This is a genomic window from Pseudomonas sp. NBRC 111131, from assembly GCF_001320525.1.
In the GTDB taxonomy this organism is placed as follows: domain Bacteria; phylum Pseudomonadota; class Gammaproteobacteria; order Pseudomonadales; family Pseudomonadaceae; genus Aquipseudomonas; species Aquipseudomonas ceruminis.
In genome coordinates, this window is the sequence record NZ_BCBH01000049.1 from 1 (window position 1) to 20,359 (window position 20,359).

At 60.8% G+C, this 20,359-nt stretch carries 19 protein-coding genes and 1 pseudogene; 9 read left to right on the forward strand and 11 right to left on the reverse strand.

All coding sequences use genetic code 11. The features are described from left to right. The 5 genes from APH34_RS29035 to APH34_RS29045 all read left to right on the forward strand — a co-directional run. The coding region (locus APH34_RS29035) for an RHS repeat-associated core domain-containing protein (protein WP_177337056.1) at positions 1–727 on the forward strand (727 nt) is incomplete at its 5' end. 225 nt (positions 728–952) lie between these two features. Next, a complete protein-coding gene (locus APH34_RS29040) occupies positions 953–1,942 on the forward strand; it encodes an RHS repeat-associated core domain-containing protein (RefSeq protein WP_082422899.1) in 990 nt (329 codons plus the stop codon). Between the two features lie 364 nt (positions 1,943–2,306). Further along, positions 2,307–2,549: a hypothetical protein gene (locus APH34_RS26450; protein ID WP_054903619.1), complete on the forward strand. Its 243-nt coding sequence runs from the start codon at positions 2,307–2,309 to the stop codon at positions 2,547–2,549. A 155-nt stretch (positions 2,550–2,704) separates the two neighbouring features. Beyond that, positions 2,705–2,968, forward strand: a complete 264-nt coding sequence (locus APH34_RS26455; RefSeq protein WP_054903620.1) for a DUF3077 domain-containing protein — start codon at positions 2,705–2,707, stop codon at positions 2,966–2,968. Positions 2,969–3,141: 173 nt separating this feature from the next. Continuing rightward, entirely contained in the window at positions 3,142–3,369 is a 228-nt protein-coding gene (locus tag APH34_RS29045; protein WP_082422900.1) for a hypothetical protein, read from the forward strand. 24 nt (positions 3,370–3,393) lie between these two features. On the opposite strand, the gene fdhA is transcribed toward APH34_RS29045, so the two are convergent. The 7 genes from fdhA to APH34_RS26490 all read right to left on the reverse strand — a co-directional run bounded on the left by fdhA (position 3,394) and on the right by APH34_RS26490 (position 12,433). Continuing rightward, on the reverse strand, positions 3,394–4,593 hold the full coding sequence (gene fdhA, locus APH34_RS26460; RefSeq protein ID WP_054903621.1) for a formaldehyde dehydrogenase, glutathione-independent: 1,200 nt from the start codon (positions 4,591–4,593) through the stop codon (positions 3,394–3,396). Between the two features lie 270 nt (positions 4,594–4,863). Then, entirely contained in the window at positions 4,864–5,721 is an 858-nt protein-coding gene (gene purU, locus APH34_RS26465) for a formyltetrahydrofolate deformylase (RefSeq protein ID WP_054903622.1), read from the reverse strand. A 12-nt stretch (positions 5,722–5,733) separates the two neighbouring features. Then, positions 5,734–6,366: a sarcosine oxidase subunit gamma gene (locus APH34_RS26470; RefSeq protein WP_054903623.1), complete on the reverse strand. Its 633-nt coding sequence runs from the start codon at positions 6,364–6,366 to the stop codon at positions 5,734–5,736. A gap of 180 nt (positions 6,367–6,546) precedes the next feature. Continuing rightward, complete coding sequence (locus tag APH34_RS26475; protein ID WP_054903624.1) at positions 6,547–9,567, reverse strand: sarcosine oxidase subunit alpha; 3,021 nt, start codon at positions 9,565–9,567, stop codon at positions 6,547–6,549. Continuing rightward, the gene (locus APH34_RS26480; RefSeq protein WP_054903625.1) at positions 9,564–9,899 is read right to left on the reverse strand and encodes a sarcosine oxidase subunit delta; all 336 of its coding nucleotides are present in this window, start codon (positions 9,897–9,899) and stop codon (positions 9,564–9,566) included. The genes APH34_RS26475 and APH34_RS26480 overlap by 4 nt, the downstream gene beginning before the upstream one ends. Positions 9,900–9,913: 14 nt before the next feature. Then, positions 9,914–11,164, reverse strand: a complete 1,251-nt coding sequence (locus tag APH34_RS26485; RefSeq protein WP_054903626.1) for a sarcosine oxidase subunit beta family protein — start codon at positions 11,162–11,164, stop codon at positions 9,914–9,916. Positions 11,165–11,179: 15 nt separating this feature from the next. Further along, entirely contained in the window at positions 11,180–12,433 is a 1,254-nt protein-coding gene (locus APH34_RS26490; protein WP_054903627.1) for a serine hydroxymethyltransferase, read from the reverse strand. A gap of 319 nt (positions 12,434–12,752) precedes the next feature. On the opposite strand from APH34_RS26490, the gene APH34_RS26495 reads away from it, so the two are divergent. Then, positions 12,753–13,793, forward strand: coding sequence for a low specificity L-threonine aldolase (locus tag APH34_RS26495; RefSeq protein WP_054903628.1), 1,041 nt, complete (start codon positions 12,753–12,755; stop codon positions 13,791–13,793). Positions 13,794–13,898: 105 nt separating this feature from the next. Here the strand turns inward: APH34_RS26495 and APH34_RS26500 are convergent, their stop codons facing one another. The 3 genes from APH34_RS26500 to APH34_RS26510 all read right to left on the reverse strand — a co-directional run bounded on the left by APH34_RS26500 (position 13,899) and on the right by APH34_RS26510 (position 16,563). Continuing rightward, positions 13,899–15,836, reverse strand: coding sequence for a methyl-accepting chemotaxis protein (locus APH34_RS26500; protein ID WP_054903629.1), 1,938 nt, complete (start codon positions 15,834–15,836; stop codon positions 13,899–13,901). A gap of 197 nt (positions 15,837–16,033) precedes the next feature. Further along, positions 16,034–16,336 carry a cell division protein ZapA gene (locus tag APH34_RS26505; protein WP_054903630.1) on the reverse strand — a complete coding sequence of 101 codons (303 nt, stop codon included), beginning with the start codon at positions 16,334–16,336 and terminating at the stop codon, positions 16,034–16,036. Further along, positions 16,333–16,563, reverse strand: a complete 231-nt coding sequence (locus APH34_RS26510; RefSeq protein WP_054903631.1) for a hypothetical protein — start codon at positions 16,561–16,563, stop codon at positions 16,333–16,335. Before APH34_RS26510 ends, APH34_RS26505 begins: the two co-directional genes overlap by 4 nt. Before the next feature lie 289 nt (positions 16,564–16,852). On the opposite strand from APH34_RS26510, the pseudogene APH34_RS30470 reads away from it, so the two are divergent. The 3 genes and pseudogenes from APH34_RS30470 to APH34_RS26520 all read left to right on the forward strand — a co-directional run. After that, positions 16,853–17,608, forward strand: a pseudogene (locus tag APH34_RS30470) (MCP four helix bundle domain-containing protein); the annotation flags it as partial. Then, positions 17,600–18,463, forward strand: a complete 864-nt coding sequence (locus tag APH34_RS30475; RefSeq protein ID WP_371263329.1) for a methyl-accepting chemotaxis protein — start codon at positions 17,600–17,602, stop codon at positions 18,461–18,463. The pseudogene APH34_RS30470 and the gene APH34_RS30475, both read left to right, overlap by 9 nt. Before the next feature lie 195 nt (positions 18,464–18,658). Further along, complete coding sequence (locus tag APH34_RS26520; protein WP_054903633.1) at positions 18,659–19,114, forward strand: transposase; 456 nt, start codon at positions 18,659–18,661, stop codon at positions 19,112–19,114. A gap of 114 nt (positions 19,115–19,228) precedes the next feature. On the opposite strand, the gene gbcB is transcribed toward APH34_RS26520, so the two are convergent. After that, on the reverse strand, positions 19,229–20,329 hold the full coding sequence (gene gbcB, locus APH34_RS26525; RefSeq protein ID WP_054903634.1) for a glycine-betaine demethylase subunit GbcB: 1,101 nt from the start codon (positions 20,327–20,329) through the stop codon (positions 19,229–19,231). Positions 20,330–20,359: the final 30 nt, after the last annotated feature.

Sequence of the window (20,359 nt, forward strand, 5' to 3'; positions counted from 1 at the left end):
TACAGCGTATGGATACGCTGCAACGCAGCCTTCAGCATATTCGGCTACTGGATACAATGGCGAGCGCATTGATAATAGTAATATTTATTTGCTCGGGAATGGGTACCGTGCATTCAATCCCATTCTGCGCCGTTTCCAAGCGCCAGACAGTTCAAGCCCTTTCGGCGAGGGCGGTATCAACGCCTATGCGTATTGTTCAGGGGATCCGATTAATTTTACGGACCCTACCGGCCACGTGAATGTAAAGCTGTACATAGCCAGGGCCAGCGCCAGCGCCAGCGCCAGCGCCAGCGCTAGGACGTCAATACCTGGATTAACATATGACGAAGTCTCGATAATTAACAGACCACGAAATTCACCTCCATCAAATAACACCCAATACATTTCAGAGCTCCAGGACAACCCTTTCATCGAATTATCAAGAAAACAGCTTAAATATTTAGAATCAGGGCTCGACAGAGTCACAGAGAGGGCAAACAACCGTTGGCCATCTGTTAGCGAGACGGAACAAAAACTAGAGGCCTTTCAATATCTCAGCGAGCAAAAAGGTTTGATCAACGCCGCCAAGGCTTATGGCAATCACGGAGGTCGAATAGTAGTAAATTCGCCCAAAGATGCGGTTACACTATTCAGCAAAAAATTAGAAGAATTCACGACAATACTAAAAGAAAATAAAAAAAGCTGGGGCCCAGAGTTGTCCAAAGAAACTAGAAACATTCGAGAATAACCATACTCATAGCTCATTATTTGGTCAAATGAAAATATTGCATTACCAGAAGTAGGGAATTGGCCGAAAACGGCCAATAGCCCATGCCGCCTCAGAAACCGCAGGACCGTTAATTCTGCTAGTGGCAGAACGATGCGGGCAAAGGTAGTGTAATTGAGTCTCTTGCCGCTCCGCCCTCCTACTGCTAGACACCATTGGATCAGATCAATGTGATGGAGAACTATCATGACCCGCATCTTCTACCAAAATGGCAATCTTATAACGGTAAGCAAAAATGATCATTACCACTCCTTCTTCCGTTCCACCAGCCATATTCTCGCCGAGCTTTCCACCGACAACCACTCAAAGCAGGAATTATTAACGACAGATACAAAGAACTCGATAATGGGCGCCCATGATGGCGTAGAAAAAGAAGACCATACCTACTCTGTTTTTGGGCACTCAGAAACCTTACCACCCAAACGAACGCTGCAAGGTTTCAACGGCGAATTTATAGACAAATTATTAGGCGCCTATCAACTAGGGCAGGGATATAGAACCTACTCTCCTAGACTCATGCGTTTTCAATCACCTGACAACCTCAGCCCTTTTGGACAGGGTGGAGTTAATTGCTATACGTACTGCAACGGAGATCCAGTCAACTATACGGATCCGACAGGTCATACACTTGTCCACTTGAAAAATGGTCAGACCATGAGGGTGAGCAAGAATTCTGCCGTGGCACTGCCTCACACATTCAAGCCCTCGACGCTGAAACGTACCACCTCGCATGCCAGTGCATTGAAAGCAGGTGCGCCCAAATATGCGCGAGCTCCAGAAGATCATTTCAAGAGAATCGGGGAACCTGACGTTTTTGAGTCAATCATCAGCAACCTTGAGTACCGTCAGGCTGCTGCCTTTTCAAATACATCTCGGCACAACAGCAGTCATGTTGCACCGATTCTTGATCGCTATATATCACTCGTTAAAGATAATGATGCTTCCATGGGCGCTGCTCGGGCTGGCGTACTTCCCGGCGTGCCTAGTAACTTTGGAAAAAGCCTGGGCTTGGGGTTGAATCCATACCTGCAAGACATAAATTCCTTAAGAGATATACCCATTCAAGAACTTGGCGGCGTTCGAAATGCTGCCCGACTTATAAGGCTCGACAGAGAGCGGGAGGCACGCATAGCCTTTATACGCAGCGACAGCATCGATAGCCTGATTGGAGAGTGAAGCTGAAGTAGCGTATCGAACCCAGGCATGGGTAGCCCAACCAAATGAGGCCAACCTGAATTTCTACTGGGCTTCAGTTTTTTCCACTTACATGTAGGACGTTTCTGAATTACAGTCCCAAGCCACTTAAGCCATTGCGATGATCTGGGCTGGGCTCTAGTCTCGGGCGGTCGCTGCGAAATCAGCGACCGGCTTTGACAGGCCGCCTTCGTCAAACACATGGCTTGGCCTCTATGGCAGCTGTGCATGGGGCACTTCGCGTGCGCCGGGTTTTGTTTGACCTACCGGTCTGTCAACCCATGTACAGCTGCCGCCTTCTTGTTTGACAGCAGGCCGGTGGTGGCATCATTAGAGGTCATTCATCATGCTTAAGATTGTCCCCGATCCACCCCACACCTCCCATTCCCTCGAAGACACCCTAATCCAAGCCACGGACTACGCGCTGTGCGCCCAAACCGTCGCGCATCAGGCGCTTCTGCAGCAGCCCAAATCGCCGGTTTCGATCCTGATGATGGCCACGATGCACGAACTTGAAGCGCTGCGGGTGTTGCTTGAGGCGGCGTTGATCCAGGTGCAGATGCCGGCGGAGCCGCGAATGCGGCACTAAGGCTAGAGCCATTTGTTGGCTGGTCTGGCCTCATCGCGGGTAAACCCGCTCCTACAAGTGCAGCGCATGGCAACGGCCAGCGCAGAGCCTGTAGGAGCGGGTTTACCCGCGATGAGGCCCGACCAGCCAGTAGAGAACTTTCAGGGGATAGAACAATGACAACCGAAGACACCAAAACCACCGTGGGCAAAACCTTCTTCTTTCAAGCCGAAGGCCACACTCAACCGCTGTTCTGCATCGCCCCCGGCATCCCGTGCCAAAGCGCCCGCGAACAGGCCTCGGAACTGATGGGCTATGTACGAGACATGACCCTCACCGGCGTGATGGAAGGCGACCAGCAACTCATTTGGGCTTCCCACTACCTGAGCGCGATGGCCAAGGCACTACTGGATGATGCCGAGTTGGGGATGATGCGCTGAGGAAGAGGTTTGCAGGGCTGGCCTCTTCGCGGGCAAGCCCGCTCCTACAGGTTATGAACAAGCACTGAGAGAGGCTGTAAAACTGTTATTTCTGCCAGTATGAAAATCTCTGCGGTCATTCAGAATGGGCGTGTAGCAGACCATTTGAATCCAGTGCGACAGGGACTTGAATCATGGCTAAAGCAGCGAATCGAACGCTATTCTTCTATCAAGGCAACCAGCTCGTTTCCGTGCAGGACGGTGACCAGCATCTCGCCATTTTCCGCAACGATGCATTACCGCTGGCAGAGCTGAGTACAGACCCGACGATAGGCAGCGCTCTGCTGGCCACCGATACCCCAGGATCGGTACTCGCGGTGCAAAACTCAAACGTGCAAGCAGAAGAAAGCCCCTCAACATGAGGGGCTGTTCATTACATCAGGGCATCAAGCCGCGCCCCACATCTTGTGTGGGTCGATCACAAACTTCTTCGGCACACCTGCATCAAACTCGCCATACCCTTCCGGCGCCTGGTCCAGGTTGATCACCTGCACGCCTACAACCTCGGCGATATTGATGCGGTCCCACATGATCGCCTGCATCAGCTGGCGGTTGTACTTCATGGTCGGGGTCTGGCCAGTGTGGAAGCTGTGCGACTTCGCCCAGCCCAAGCCGAAGCGGATGCTCAGCGCGCCGATCTTGGCAGCAGCATCTACCGCGCCCGGGTCTTCGGTCACGTACAGGCCCGGGATGCCGATGCTGCCGGCAACGCGGGTCACCTGCATCAGCGAGTTCAGCACCGTCGCTGGGGCTTCGTGCTTGGCACCCTCATGGCCATGGCCACGTGCCTCGAAGCCGACGGCGTCAACGGCGCAGTCCACTTCCGGCTCACCGAGGATATCGACGATCTGCTCGTGCAGCGGAGTGTCCTTGGACAGGTCGACCACTTCGAAGCCCTGAGACTTGGCATGGGCCAGGCGAGCGGGGTTGAGGTCGCCGACGATCACGCAGGCAGCGCCCAGCAGGCGGGCCGAGGCAGCGGCGGCCAAGCCGACCGGGCCGGCACCCGCGACATAAACGGTGCTGCCTGGGCCAACACCGGCCGTCACAGCACCGTGGTAGCCGGTGGGCAGAATGTCGGACAGGCAGGTCAGGTCACGGATTTTCTCCATGGCCTTGTCGCGGTCCGGCAGTTTCAGCAGGTTGAAGTCGGCATACGGTACCAGCACGTATTCCGCCTGGCCGCCGGTCCAGTCGCCCATGTCGACATATCCGTAGGCACCGCCAGCACGGGCTGGGTTGACGGTGAGGCAGACGCCGGTGTGCATCTCCTTGCACGAGCGGCAGCGGCCGCAGGCGACGTTGAACGGTACCGACACCAGGTCACCGATTTTCAGGCGTTCGACATCACGCCCCATCTCGACGATTTCACCGGTGATTTCGTGGCCCAGCACCAGGCCGACCTGGGCAGTGGTGCGGCCACGGACCATGTGCTGGTCGGAGCCGCAGATGTTGGTGGAGACCACCTTGAGGATGACACCGTGCTCGATTTTCTTGCCGCGCGGGTCCTGCATTTTCGGGTAGTCGATCTTCTGCACTTCGACCTTGCCGGCGCCGAGATACACCACTCCACGATTGCCAGACATGCTCTTACCTCGCTTGATTTGTAGTTATGCAGCGTTGGTTGAAGCGCCGCCATCCGTGGGCGGCATGTGGTACTGGAATGCTGGGAATTGTGGGCCTGATGAGCCGGGATGCGCTGACTGAAAACGACAGAGGGATACCTTTTTACGGCAGGTAGAAATGAGCCGGCCCCTTCGCGGGGCAAGCCCGCTCCCACAGGTTCACCACTGTTACAAACATGGCGGTGAACCTGTGGGAGCGGGCTTGCCCCGCGAAGGGGCCGGTACAGACTGCTAGAGAACTACTGTCCGGTTGGCGTTGAGGAACACCCGCCGCTCGATGTGATACCCCACAGCCCGCGCCAGGGTCAGGCATTCGATATCCCGCCCCTTGGCAATCAGGTCTTCCGGATAGTGGCTGTGGTCCACCACCTCGACGCCCTGGGCAATGATCGGCCCTTCGTCGAGGTCGTTATTGATGTAGTGCGCCGTGGCCCCGACCATCTTCACACCCTTGTTGTACGCCTGGTGATAAGGCTTGGCGCCCTTAAACCCCGGCAACAGCGAGTGGTGAATATTGATCGCCCAACCATCCAGACGCCGGCACAGTTCCGGCGACAGCACCTGCATGTAGCGGGCAAGCACCACCAACTCGGCCCCGGTTTCTTCAATCACCTGAATGACCTTGCGCTCCTGCGCGGGCTTGTCCTTGGGGTCGAGGGCGAAGTGGTAGTAGGGGATCTTGTGCCAGTGCGCCAGCGGTTCCAGGTCGGGGTGATTGGACACCACCGCCACCACGTCCATGGCCAGTTGACCAATGCGCTGGCGATACAGCAAATCGTTCAGGCAGTGGTCGGCCTTGGACACCATGATCACTACTTTGGGCCGGTGATTGGGAGCGGTCAGCTCGAAGGCCATGCCGAACGCTTCACTGCGCTCGGCGAGGCCGGCGCGAAAGCCTGCCTCGTCGAAGTCATCCGGCTGGCGAAACTCGACGCGAATGAAGAAGCGCCCAGACAGCCGGTCATCGAACGAATGGTGCTCCGTCACGTAGCAACGCTGCTCGAACAAGTAACGCGTCACCACATCGACGGTGCCGAGCATGCTCGGGCAGTCGGCGGTGAGAATCCAGGTATCCGGTGCCCGACTCATGTAATGCGCTCCTTAGGCCTCGATGCTCAGGCCGTACTCGGCCGATGCGTCCTGCAGCCACAACCACCAGTAGTCGGCGAAGCTGCGGCGAATCACCAGTTCCCAAGTGTCTTCAGCGGTGCGGCGGATCACCAGTTGCGACTTGGCGAACACGGTACCGACCGCTTTGCCTACCGGGAAGTTGTTCGGGTGAACATCGTAGCTGGTGGATTTCATCAGCACTTCGCGCACGTTCGGACCGCGCAGCTCCAACAGGCTTTGCCCGCCGCTGACGTTGACCACCTGAATGTGCTGGCCGTCGAGGGCCTCGCGCAGTTTTTGCTCGACAGCAAATTCCTGCCCACCGGGGACGATCAGCAGCCACTCGTCCGGCCCCATCCATTGCAGCGACATCTGGCTGTTGGCGACCACGGTCAGGGCCACCGGCAACTCCAGGCCCAAGGCCTTGTGCACACCAGCGGCGAACTCCGGGTCATGACCGTCGCCACGCAGGGTCAGGTGGCCGAGGAATTTCTTTTCGCGCAGGGTAACGCCTGCGTTCTTGCGGCCTTTACCAACCAGGCTGGCCAGGTCGGCGTGGTGCAGCGGCGACTGGGCCTTGGCGTCGGCGCCGGGGTTTTGCTGGAAGACGTTGATAGCGCTCATTTGTTACCTGCCTTGAATTCTGTTGTCCGTAAGACCAGAGGTCACATGCATGCCCGAATGCTAGCGGTGGCCTGTGGGAGCGGGCTTGTCCCGCGAAGAGGGCGGTGAGGCCACCATCGCATTCGCGGGCCAAGCCCGCTCCCACAGGGCTTGCATTTCAAGCAGACCTTTCTCAGGGCCTTAAACGTTCTGCCGCTCACCCTTCGGATCGAAGAACACCGAAGACACGATTTCGGCCTCGATCACGCTGCCATCGGCCTGCGGCGAGTAGACACGCTCGCCCATGCGCTTGAGGCCGCCCTTTACCACAGCCATGGCGAACGAATAGCCCAGGGAGTTGGAGGCGTAGCTGGAGGTGACGTGGCCAACCATGTCCATCGGGATTGGCTGTTTCGGGTCGAACACCAGCTGGGCGCCTTCCGGCAGCCATCGGGTCGGGTCCACAGGCTTGAGGCCTACCAGTTGCTTGCGGTTCTCGCGCACGCAGTCTTCGCGGTTCATGCCACGCAGGCCGATCCACGAGAACGGCTTGTTGCGGCCCACGCACCAGCTCATGTTCAGGTCGTCCGGGGTCATGGAACCGTCGGTGTCCTGACCGACGATGATGAAGCCCTTCTCGGCGCGCAGTACGTGCATGGTCTCAGTACCGTACGGGGTCAGGTTGTACTGCTTGCCCGCCTCGATGACCTTTTCCAACACACCCATGGCGTAGTTGGCCTGCACGTTCACTTCGTACGACAGCTCACCGGTGAACGAGATGCGGAACACACGGGCCGGCACACCGCCGACAGTGCCTTCCTTCCAGGTCATGAACGGGAAGGCGTCCTTGTCCAGGTCGATGTCGTCGGTCAGCTCGCTGAGCAGCTTGCGGCTGTTGGGGCCGGACAGGGTCAGGGTGGCCCAGTGGTCGGTGACCGAGGTGAAGTACACCTTCATGTCCGGCCATTCGGTCTGGTGGTACAGCTCCAGCCATTGCAGCACACGGGCGGCGCCGCCGGTGGTGGTGGTCATGTAGAAGTGGTTGTCGCCCACGCAGGCGGTCACGCCGTCGTCGAAGACCATGCCGTCTTCCTTGCACATCAGGCCATAGCGGGCCTTGCCCACGTCGAGCTTGGTCCAGGCGTTGCTGTACACACGGTTGAGGAACTCACGAGCGTCCGGGCCCTGGATATCGATCTTGCCCAGGGTCGAGGCGTCCAGCAGGCCCACGCTGTCACGCACGGCCTTGCATTCACGGGCCACTGCGGTGTGGATGTCTTCACCGGCCTTAGGGAAGTACCAGGGGCGCTTCCACTGGCCGACGTCTTCGAACTCGGCGCCGTTCTTCACGTGCCAGGCATGCAGGGCGGTGAAGCGCACCGGCTCGAACAGATGGCCACAGTGGCGGCCGGCAACCGCGCCAAAGGTGACCGGGGTGTAGTTCGGGCGGAACATGGTGGTGCCCATTTCCGGGATGCCGATACCCAGCGAACGGGCGGCAATGGCCAGGCCGTTGATATTGCCCAGCTTGCCCTGGTCGGTGCCAAAGCCCAGTGCGGTGTAGCGCTTGACGTGCTCGACCGACTCGAAGCCCTCGCGGGTGGCCAGCTCGATGGCAGCAGCGGTGACGTCGTTCTGCTGGTCGACGAACTGCTTGGGCGCACGGGCGGTGCCTTTGTCATGCGGTACCTGGAACAGCGCCACGGTGGCCTCTTCCTTGCGTTGCACGGCTTTTGGCAAGGCACCCACAGTAGCCTTGAAGCCGGCTTCGGTAGCGGCACGCACGCCGCCCTCGAAACCATCGGCAATCACATCACCGAGGGCGTACACGCCATTCACGCCACCGACGCAGACGCGCTTTTGCGGCGCGTCGCCGGGCACGAAACCGAGGATGTCTTCACGCCACACCGGGCGGCCGCCCAGGTGCGACGCCAGGTGAACGATCGGGCTGTAGCCGCCGGAGGTGGCGATCAGGTCGCAGTCGAGGGTTTCCCCTGGGCTTGTGACTTTATGCGCCGGAACGTCGATGGCGGCGACGCGGGCCCCAGTCACATGCTTGCTGCCCTTGGCCTCGATAACGGCGCTGGAGGTGAGGATGCGGATGCCCTTGGCGCGTGCTTCCTCGACCAGCGAGCCCCGCGGGTTGTGACGCGCGTCGGCGATGGCGACAACCTGCAGGCCAGCGTCATGCCAGTCCAGCGCGGCGCGGTAGGCATGGTCGTTGTTGGTCGACAGCACCAACTTGCGGCCCGGGGCAACGCCGTAGCGACGCACGTAGGTGGAAACGGCACCCGCCAGCATGTTGCCCGGCACATCGTTGTTGCCGTACACCAGCGGGCGCTCGTGGGCACCTGCAGCCAGCACGACACGTTTGGCACGCACACGGTGCACACGGTGACGCACCTGACCGATCGGGGCGCGGTCGCCGAGGTGGTCGGTGAGGCGCTCGTGGATGGTCAGGAAGTTGTGGTCGTGGTAGCCATTGACGGTGGCGCGTGGCAGCAGGGTGACTTCCGGCAGGCTTTCCAGCTCCTTGACCACGGCGCTCACCCATTCAGCGGCCGGCTTGCCATCGAGGGTCTCGCGGCTGTCCAGCAGGCTGCCACCGAACTCTTCCTGTTCGTCGGCCAGAATCACGCGAGCACCGCTGCGTGCCGCAGCCAGCGCAGCGGCCAGGCCGGCAGGGCCGGCGCCGACGATCAGCACGTCACAGTGCTGGTTCATGTAGTCGTAGCTGTCCGGATCGTTCTGCAGCGGCGCACGGCCAAGGCCTGCCGCTTTACGGATGTACTTCTCGTAGGTCATCCAGAACGACTTGGGGTACATGAAGGTTTTGTAGTAGAAGCCCGGCGGCATCATGCTGCCACCGACCTTGCCAAGGATGCCCATGACGTCGCTGTTGACGTTCGGCCAGCCGTTGGTGCTGGTGGCTACCAGGCCGGCATACAGCGCCTGCTGGGTGGCGCGCACGTTGGGGATCTGGGTGGCTTCGCTGGAACCGACCTGAAGGATGGCGTTGGGCTCTTCGGTACCGGCGGCGATGATGCCGCGTGGGCGCGAGTACTTGAAGCTGCGGCCGACGATGTCGACGCCGTTGGCCAGCAACGCGGCGGCCAGGCTGTCGCCGGCATAACCCTGGTAGGTCTTGCCGTTGAAAGTGAAGTTCAGGACCTTGCTGCGGTCGATACGGCCGCCGCTGGCGAGGCGATAGGTCTGGCTCATACTGTTTCCCCTTGGCCTTTGACGGTCGACGGTGCGCTGCTCTGCTTGCCGTTGGCGGTCACCTGTGGCTTCTCGCCAATCTTGTAGGTTTCCAGAATTTCGTAGGTCACGGTGTCGCGGGTGACGTTGAAGTACTGGCGGCAGCCAGCCACGTGGTCCCACAGTTCATGGTGTATGCCCCGCGGGTTGTCGCGGAAGAACATGTAGGTGCCCCACTCCTCGTCGGAACAGGCGTTAGGGTCCAGCGGGCGGGCGATGTGCGCCTGGCCAGAGGCATGAAACTCTTCTTCGGAGCGCAGCTCGCCGCAGTGGGGACAAAAAATATGCAACATGACGGTGTCTCCGGTTAGTGGGCGACGGCGGCGGCGCCGTGTTCGTCGATCAGTGCGCCGTTGTAGAAACGGTCCATGGAGAACGGCGCGGCCAGCGGGTGCATTTCACCTTTGGCCAGGCTCGCCGCGAAGACGTTGCCCGAGCCGGGGGTCGCCTTGAAACCGCCGGTGCCCCACCCGCAGTTGAAGAACATGTTCTTGACCGGGGTCTTGGAGATGATCGGGCAAGCGTCCGGCGAGGTGTCGACGATGCCGCCCCACTGGCGGTTCATGCGTACCCGCGAGAGGTTGGGGAACATCTCGACGATCGCCTGCAGGGTGTGCTCGATCACCGGGTATGAACCGCGCTGGCCATAGCCAACCCAGCCGTCGATACCGGCACCGATTACCAGGTCGCCCTTGTCGGACTGGCTGATGTAGCCGTGCACGGCGTTGGACATGATCACGCTGTCGATGATCGGCTTGATCGGCTCTGATACCAGTGCTTGCAGCGGGTGCGATTCCAGCGGCAGACGGAAGCCGGCCAGCTTGGCCATGTGCCCGGAGTTACCGGCGGTGACCACGCCGACACGCTTGGCACCGATGAAGCCTTTGTTGGTTTCCACACCGATGACCGCGCCATTCTCCTTGCGAAAGCCGATCACTTCGGTCTGCTGGATCAGGTCCACACCGAGGGCGTCGGCAGCACGGGCGAAGCCCCATGCCACGGCGTCGTGACGGGCGACGCCACCACGGCGCTGCACGGTGGCACCGAGGATCGGGTAGCGGGTGTTCTTGGAGCAGTCCAGGTACGGGATTTCGGCCGCGACCTGGGCAGTGTTGAGCAGCTCGCCATCCACGCCGTTGAGGCGGTTGGCGCTGACGCGGCGCTCGGAATCACGCATGTCTTGCAGGGTGTGGCACAGGTTGTAGACGCCACGCTGGGAGAACATCACGTTGTAGTTGAGGTCCTGGGACAGGCCCTCCCACAGCTTCATGGCGTGCTCGTACAGGTGCGCCGACTCGTCCCACAGGTAGTTGGAACGCACGATAGTGGTGTTACGAGCGGTGTTGCCGCCGCCCAGGTAACCCTTCTCGATCACCGCCACGTTGGTGATGCCGTGCTCCTTGGCCAGGTAGTAGGCCGTGGCCAGGCCATGGCCGCCACCGCCGACGATCACCACGTCGTAGACCTTCTTGGGCGTCGGCGTGCGCCACATGCGCTGCCAGTTTTCGTGGTGACTGAGGGAGTGCTTGAAAAGGCCGAAGCCCGAGTAGCGTTGCATGATCGATTACTCCACTCAGCGGTAAACAGGGAAGTCTGCGCACAGCGCGGCGACGTTTTTCGCCACATCGGCTTCGACGTCGGCGTCACCGAGGTTGTCGAGGATGTCGCAGATCCAGCCGGCCAATGCCACGCACTGGGCGACTTTAAAACCACGGGTGGTGACGGCCGGGGTGCCGATGCGCAGGCCCGAAGTGACGAACGGCGACTGCGGGTCGTTCGGCACGGCATTCTTGTTGACGGTGATGTGCGCACGGCCCAGGGCGGCGTCGGCCTCTTTGCCGGTCAGGCCCTGGCGAATCAGGCTGACCAGGAACAGGTGGTTGTCGGTGCCGCCAGAGACTACGTCGTAGCCGCGGTCGATGAACACTTCGGCCATGGCCTGGGCATTTTCGATCACCTGCTTCTGGTAGCTCTTGAACTCAGGCTCCAGCGCTTCCTTGAAGCACACGGCCTTGGCGGCGATCACGTGCATCAGCGGGCCGCCCTGGGCGCCTGGGAACACTGCGGCGTTGAGCTTTTTCTCGATCTCTTCGTTGGACTTGGCCAGGATCAGGCCGCCACGTGGGCCGCGCAGGGTCTTGTGGGTGGTGGTGGTCACCACATCAGCGAACGGAATCGGGTTCGGGTACAGGCCAGCGGCAACCAGGCCGGCGACGTGGGCCATGTCGACGAACAGCAGCGCACCGACCTTGTCGGCGATGGCGCGAAAGCGTGGGAAATCGAGGGTTTTGGAGTAGGCCGAGAAGCCGGCAACGATCATCTTCGGCTTGTGCTCGACGGCTAGGCGCTCGACTTCGTCGTAGTCGATCAGACCGGTGTCGGTGTTGATGCCGTACTGCACGGCGTTGTAGAGCTTGCCCGAGGACGACACCTTGGCGCCGTGGGTCAGGTGGCCGCCGTGGGCCAGGCTCATGCCCAGAATGGTGTCACCCGCCTGCAGCAGGGCCAGGTACACCGCGCCGTTGGCCGAGGAGCCAGAGTGCGGCTGAACGTTGGCGTAATCAGCACCGAACAGCTGCTTGGCGCGCTCGATGGCCAATGCCTCAACCTTGTCGACGTGCTCGCAACCACCGTAGTAGCGCTTGCCCGGATACCCTTCGGCGTATTTGTTGGTCAGGCCGCTGCCCTGGGCCTGCATGACGCGCTTGCTGGTGTAGTTCTCCGAGGCGATCAGCTCGATGTGATCTTCCTGGCGCTGCTCTTCGGCATTCATCGCCGCCAGCAGTGCGTCGTCATAACCCTGGATCTGGTCTTGCTTGCTGAACATCGTGTTTCTCCCGGCAGCGATCGTTTCTTGTCTGTAAGGCACTGCGGCCCTTTGTGGCGATGGTATGACTGGCCGAGGTGGGTCAGATGCCTGCGCACGCCTTGCAATGGCGCGTTTACGACATTGCCATTGGGTTGCTGTTGCCGGCCTCTTCGCGGGGCAAGCCCGCTCCCACAATGGTTGCTGTATGCAGGGCTACTGTGGGAGCGGGCTTGCCCCGCGAAGAGGCCGATACAGATCCGACTCAAAGCAGCTTGTATAGGCAACCGCTGAATCGATGGTTTAGAGTGCTGTTCTGCGTCGTTCACAGGACCGTGTCATGACAGATAAGAGCCAACAATTCGCCAGCGACAACTATTCCGGCATCTGCCCAGAAGCCTGGGCCGCCATGGCCAAGGCCAACATGGGCCACGACCGCGCCTACGGCGACGACCAGTGGACCGAGCGCGCCTCGGAATACTTTCGCAAGCTGTTCGAAACCGACTGCGAAGTGTTCTTCGCCTTCAACGGCACCGCCGCCAACTCCCTGGCCCTGGCCTCGCTGTGCCAGAGCTACCACAGTGTGATCTGCTCGGAGACCGCTCACGTCGAAACCGATGAATGCGGTGCGCCGGAGTTCTTTTCCAATGGTTCCAAGCTGCTGACCGCGCCCAGCGTCAACGGCAAGCTGACGCCGCAATCGATCCGCGAAGTGGCGCTCAAGCGCCAGGACATCCATTACCCCAAGCCGCGTGTGGTCACCCTTACCCAGGCCACCGAGGTAGGCACCGTCTATCGCCCCGACGAGCTCAAGGCGATCAGTGCGACCTGCAAGGAACTGGGCCTTAACCTGCATATGGACGGCGCACGCTTTACCAATGCCTGCTCGTTCCTGGGCTGCAGCCCGGCTGAGCTGACCTGGAAGGCCGGGGTGGATGTGCTGTGCTTTGGTGGCACCAAGAACGGCATGGCGGTAGGTGAGGCGATCCTGTTCTTCAACCGCGACTTGGCCGAGGACTTCGACTACCGTTGCAAGCAGGCCGGGCAGTTGGCGTCGAAAATGCGCTTCCTGTCGGCACCGTGGGTGGGGCTGCTGGAAGATGGCGCCTGGCTGCGCCATGGCGCGCATGCCAACCATTGCGCGCAGCTGCTGGCCTCGTTGGTGAGCGACTTGCCGGGGGTAGAGCTGATGTTCCCAGTGGAGGCCAACGGGGTGTTCCTGCAGATGCCCGAGCCAGCCATCGAGGCACTGCGTGGTCGGGGCTGGCGGTTCTATACCTTCATCGGTAGCGGTGGGGCCCGGTTCATGTGCTCGTGGGATACCGAGCAAGCGCGGGTGCGTGAGCTGGCTGCGGATATCCGCGCGATCATCGGCGCCTGATGCGTAGCATTCGCGGGGCAAGCCCGCTCCCACAGGCACATCACCAGTTGGTTTTGTGTCAGTCCTGTGGGAGCGGGCTTGCCCCGCGAAGCACCCAACACCGATCTAAAGCTTGAACCCGCCCATCTGCCGCGCCAGGTCATCCGCCAGCCCACGCAACGCCTGACACTCCTCCCGGCACCCCTGCACTTCCGCCGCCGTTTCCCTGGCCAAATCAGAAATCCCCTGCACCGTGCGGTTGATTTCTTCGGTCACCGCCGACTGCTCTTCAGTTGCCGTGGCCACCTGATGGTTCATGTCGCTGATGTGCTCCACCTGGTCGGTGATCGCCCCCAACGAAGCCCCCGTACGCTGGCTCGACTGCACACCACTGCCGGTCGCCTGCTGCCCCGCCTGCATCGACGTCACTGCTGAACCGGCCCCTTGCTTGAGGCGCTGGATCATCTGCTGCACTTCGTCGGTGGACAGCTGTGTGCGCCGGGCCAAGGTGCGTACCTCATCCGCAACCACGGCAAAGCCACGCCCCATCTCCCCTGCCCGCGCAGCTTCAATGGCGGCATTGAGCGCCAGCAGGTTGGTCTGTTCGGAAATACTGCGGATCACCGCCAGCACTTCATCGATCGAGGCGACTTCCTCGGCCAACTGGGTGACCGCCTCCGCCGCTTTGCCGATATCGCCCGACATGCCTTCAATACCCTGGATCGAATGCCGCACCACCTCACGCGCCTGCAGGGCTTCGTCCCGCGCCGCCTGCGAGGCCTGTGCAGCATCGCCGGCGTTGCGGGCAATGTCCTGCACGGTCAGGCCCATTTCGTGTACGGCGGTGGCGACCATTTCGGTCATTTCCTGCTGGCGACCGGAGCGTTCGGCGGTGTTGTCCACAACCCGGGTCACCTGCTCCACCGCCCGGTGCAGGCGCTCGGTTGTGCGCAGCACCTCGCCGATCAGGCCGCGCTGGCTGTCGAGAAAACGGTTGAACCCGCGCGCCAGGTCACCCAGTTCGTCCTGGCGCGAATCATCCAGGCGATGGCTGAGGTCGCCTGCACCGCTGCCAATCTGTACCAGCGCGGCAGTGACACGGCGGATAGGCCGCACCAGCCCACGTGCCAGCAGCACCACCAGCAACAATGACAGCAGCGCCACGCCGCCACCGATCAAAGTGGTAAGCCAGATCGCCTCGCGCATCTGGGCATAGATCTCGGCTTCCGGCACCTCGGCGACCAACGTCCAGTTCAGGTCACGCAGCGGCAAGCCCAACGCCAGGTAGTTCTCGCCCTCGCGCTGGAAGCGACTGGAGCGCAGGGCCTGATCGCCACTCATCACCGCCTTCGCCGCCTGTTCATCAAGCTGTTCGACAAGCTGGCGCTTGCCGCTGAAGGCATTGTCCGGGTGCACCTGGATCAAGCCATCGTTACGCACCAGAAACACCTTGCCGTGCTCGCCAAAGCTGAAGTCGTGGATCAGTTTCGACAGCTCGGTCATGCGCAGGCCCATGCCCGCCACGCCGACCAGCTTGCCGTCCTTTTCCACGCGGTAATCGATGAACAAGGCCAGCTCACCCGTGGCGCCATCGATGTCGATATTGATCAGACGCTCGGCGCCGCTATCGATATAGCCGTAAAACCACTTGTCCTTGGGGTTGCTACGGCTGAGGGTGCGGTCAAGGCCATTTTCGTTGTAGTAATGGCCAGTCTCGGTCGAGACAAACAGCGCGGTGAAGGCATGGTTGCGCTGCTTGGCGGCCTGCAGGTAGTCGACAAAACGTGGCGCTTGTGCAGGGCCTTCACCGGCCGCCAGCCAGTCACGCAGCAGCGTGTTGCCGGCGATGTCCGCCGCCGCTACCAATGGCTGACCAAGCATGCGCTCGATATCGTTGCGGATGGCTTCAACACTGGCCGGCAACGCCGTGTCGACCAGGTAGCGTTCGGTCAGGCGGTTGAGGGCCACCGTGAAAATCACCACCACCACCAGGATGCTCGCCAGCAGGGCGGCGCCCATGCTCGCGATCAACTGCCACTGGATACTCCGACGCCAGATACGCATGCCCCTGCTCCCCGCCAATTATTGTTTTGGAGGAAGTGTATACACTTATGTATCCAGTTGTTCCAGTAACTTGAGACAACCAATAACAACTGTAGGAGCGGGCTTGCCCCGCGAATGCGCTCGTACATTCACCGATGCATTCGCAGGCGATCCGGCGTCCCGGCAAGCCGCTCCCACAAGGGTTCGCAGGGTGCTTTTTACTGCTCGGCGATGGTCCGAACGATCGCGTCCACCGTGGCGTCGATCTGCGCCTGGGTACGCTCGAGCGTCTGCTGGTGTTCCTTTTGCAGTTCGACCTGCTTGGAACACAGATTCAGAGCAGCCAGCACCAGCAGCTTGTCCCCGATCAGGGTCGGGTAGGAGCGCTTGGTTTCGGCCAGGGCGGTGTTGAGCATGCGAACCGCCTGCGCCAGAGTTTCCTCCTGGCCTTCGGGCGCCTTGATCGAATAGTCGCTGCCGAGAATCGACACGACATTGATCGGCTGCGCTTGCAGCCTCATGCGCCTACGACACCTGCGCTGGCGCGGTCAACCAGCGCCTGGATACGCGCGGCGGTGGCACCGTGCTTCTCTTCCTGCTCCATCAGCGACAGCTGCAGGGTTTCGTTTTCTTCCTTGGCCTGGGCCAGTTCCTGGCCAAGGGCGGTGTTCTGCTCGGTGAGTTGAGCGTTTTTCTGCATCAGGTCGCTGACCAGTTGCTCGAGTTGATTCAGGGAGGCTTCCAGCATGGGTCTATCTCAGGTTGTTGCAAAGGGCGCACACGATAAAGAAAAGCGCGAACCCTCGCCATTAAATATCGGATTCTTAAGGTTTCTATCCCGCAGATTGACAGGGTATCGGGCCTCTTGTTCCGACTTGGGTCAACCGCCGGTCAGGTAAACAAACCCCGCACTCACTCATTTGAGCTTTAGGCCTCAAGCCTGGCCAACTGCGACCGATAGCCAGGTAAGTCACATTCTGTCGCATGGATCGCGTCCCTTCACTTGCCTGGATTCGCCTTCCATGTCCCTACGCAACATGAATATCGCCCCGCGCGCATTGCTCGGGTTTGCCCTGATCGGCCTGCTGATGCTTGGCCTTGGTGTCTTCTCGCTCATGCAAATGGGTAACATACGCCATGCTGGTGTGGCCATCGAGAGCATCAGCGTGCCCAGCATCAAGACCCTCGACGAACTGACGTCGCTCAACCTGCGCCTGCGCACCCTGTCCTATCGCCTGCTGGTCAACCGCGAGCCAGAGACCGTGCGCGATACGCTCAACCTGCTGGACCAGCGCCACGCGCAGATCGACCAAGCGCGCCAAGCCTACCTGCCGATGATCGGGGCAGCCGATGAGCAGGCCGCCTACGACCAATACACCCAGTTGCTCAACCAGTACCGACAACTGGAAGCGCGCATGCGCAGCCTGAGCCAGGCCAACCGCACTGACGAGCTTCGTGACTTGCTCAATCGCGATCTGTTGGCCAACTCCGAGCAGATCAACAAGGTCATGGAAACGTTGGTGCGCATCAACACTGACCAGACCCGCGAAACCAACGAAGTTGCAGCGCGCCAGTACGACAGCGCCTTTACCCTGGTGATTAGCCTGTTGGTTGCCGCCACGCTGCTGACATTCCTCTGCGCCTTCCTGCTCACCCGCAGCATCGTCAAGCCCATCGAAGCAGCGCTCGATGCCGCAGAACAAGTGGCTGACGGCGACCTGACCCACGTCATCCGCGCCGAGGGCACCGACGAAGCCGCACGCCTGCTGCAGGCCATGGCGCGCATGCAGGACAAGCTGCGCGACACCCTGCAACTGATCGCCGGCTCCGCGACCCAGCTGGCCTCGGCCGCCGAGGAGCTGAACTGCGTCACCGACGTGAGCGCCCGTGGCCTGCAACAGCAGAACAATGAGATCGAACAGGCCGTTACGGCCGTCACCGAGATGACCAGCGCCGTGGAAGAGGTTGCGCGCAACGCCGTGAGCACCTCAGAAGCCTCCGGCGAAGCCAGCCGATCGGCCGGCGATGGCCGCGACCTGGTGATGGAAACCGTGGGCGCTATCGAGCGCATGAGCGGCGATGTGCAGGCCACCGCCCAACTGATCACCCACCTGGCCGAGCAATCGCGCGATATCGGTAAGGTACTCGACGTGATCCGCGGCCTGGCTGACCAGACCAACCTGCTGGCACTCAACGCCGCGATCGAGGCGGCGCGTGCCGGTGAAGCAGGCCGTGGCTTTGCCGTGGTGGCGGACGAGGTGCGTGCACTGGCGCACCGTACCCAGCAGTCGACCAGCGAAATTGAACGGATGATCGGCAGCATCCAGGGCGGCACCGAAGAGGCGGTCGAATCGATGCGCACCAGCACCGAACGCGCCGAGTCGACCTTGAGCATGGCCCGTGGCGCCGGCATGGCGCTGGACACCATTGCCGGTGCGGTGGCGCAGATCAACGAGCGTAACCTGGTAATCGCCAGCGCGGCGGAGGAGCAGGCACAGGTGGCGCGGGAGGTTGACCGCAACCTGGTGAATATCAATGACCTGTCGGTGCAGAGCGCAACCGGGGCGCATCAGACCAGTGCGGCGAGTGCTGAATTGTCGCGTCTCGCTGTGGACTTGAATGGGCTGGTGGCTCGGTTCCGCACCTGACATTGATGGGGCCGCTTTGCGGCCATTCGCGGGGCAAGCCCGCTCCCACAGTCTTTAGCCTTGGCTGGCCCCTGTGGGAGCGGGCTTGCCCCGCGAATGGGCCGGCACTGCCACCCAACATCCAGCAACCATTGCGCACCTCGAACTGACACCAGCTGACCTAGTGTTTCCCTGAATCTTCAAAGGGAGCAACACATGGACCGTGCCCAATCCCACCTACTGCGCCGTGGCCGCTTGTCTCAGCCTGGCGGGCTCTATTTGCTGACCACCGTCACTCACGAGCGCAAGCGCATCTTCACCCACTTCCAGTCAGCCCGCTGCGTAATCCATCAACTGAGGCAAACCGAGCTCGAGGGACTGTGCCGATCCCTGGCCTGGGTGGTCATGCCAGACCATGTTCATTGGCTGATCGAATTACGAAGTGGCACGTTGTGCTGCTTGATGCGCAGGTTCAAGTCGCGCAGCAGCCATGCGCTTTATCAACTCGGCATGCCGCGCCGGAAGGTATGGCAACCGGGCTATCACGACCATGCCTTGCGCCGTGAGGAGAGTGTTGTGCATGTGGCCAGGTACATCGTTGCCAATCCCCTAAGAGCCGGGTTGGTTCGCCGTGCTGGCGATTATCCGCATTGGGATGCTGTATGGATTTGATGGCCTCTTCGCGGGGCAAGCCCGCTCCCACAATGGATAGGGTTGGCAATCCAAACTTGTGGGAGCGGGCTTGCCCCGCGAATGGGCTGCAAAGCAGCCCCCTGGGCCCCCAGATCAGTAATCGATCCGCACATCCCCTTTAGGCACACTGCAGCACGACAGGATGTAACCCTCGGCCTCGTCTTCCTCGGTAATCCCGCCGTTATGCTCCATCTCCACCTCGCCACCCAGCTTCAGCACCTTGCAAGTGCCGCAAATGCCCATGCCGCAGGCTTTCGGGATCATCAGGCCAACCTTGGCCGCCGCCGCATGCACGGTCTCGCCCGGGGCGACACGAATGCTCTTCTCGCTGCCGATGAACTCCACCAGATTCAGGTCGGAGGCGTCCACTTCCGGCGCGTCGGCCGCCTGCTCGGCATGCTCCACAGCATCCGCCTTGGCTTCTGCCGGCGTCGCACCGAACGACTCCTCGTGGTAGTTCTTCATGTCGAAGCCAACCGCCTCGAGCATGCGCTTGACCGCCGTCATGTAGGGCGTCGGGCCACAGCAGAACACCGTGCGCTCCATGTAATCGGGCGCGATCAGCTCCATCAACCGCTGATTCAGGTAACCGCGGTAACCGGCCCACGGCTCACCCAAGCCGTGCTTTTCACAGATGATGTGCAGGCTGAAGTTGGGGATGCGCGACGCCATCTGCTCCAGCTCACGGTGGTAGATGATGTCTTTCGGCGAGCGGGCGCTGTGCACGAACACCATGTAGACATTCGCGTTGGTGTCATAGAACCAGCGCGCCATGGACATGACCGGGGTAATGCCGACACCGCCCGAAAGGTACAACACCTTGCCCGCCGGGAAGTCGATGGCATTGAACAACCCCACCGGGCCGTGCACCGGCACTTCCAGACCTTCATGCATGGTGTCGTGCAGGTGGTTCGAGACCAACCCGCCCGGCACACGCTTGACGGTGATCGAGAAGCTGTAGGGCACCGACGGTGAGCTGGAGATGGTGTACGAACGCATCACCGGCTTGCCTTCGATCTCCAGCTCCAAGGTAACGAACTGCCCAGGCTTGAAGAAGAACATGATCGGCTGGTCGGCCATGAAGCAGAAGGTGCGCACGTCCCAGGTCTCCTGGATGACCTTGACGCAGCGCACGATGTGGCGGCCGTTGGCCCAGGTCTGGGTAGTGACCGGATTGAGGAAGGTATCGGACATGTTCATCTCCAGCGGCCGACTATTGGCCTT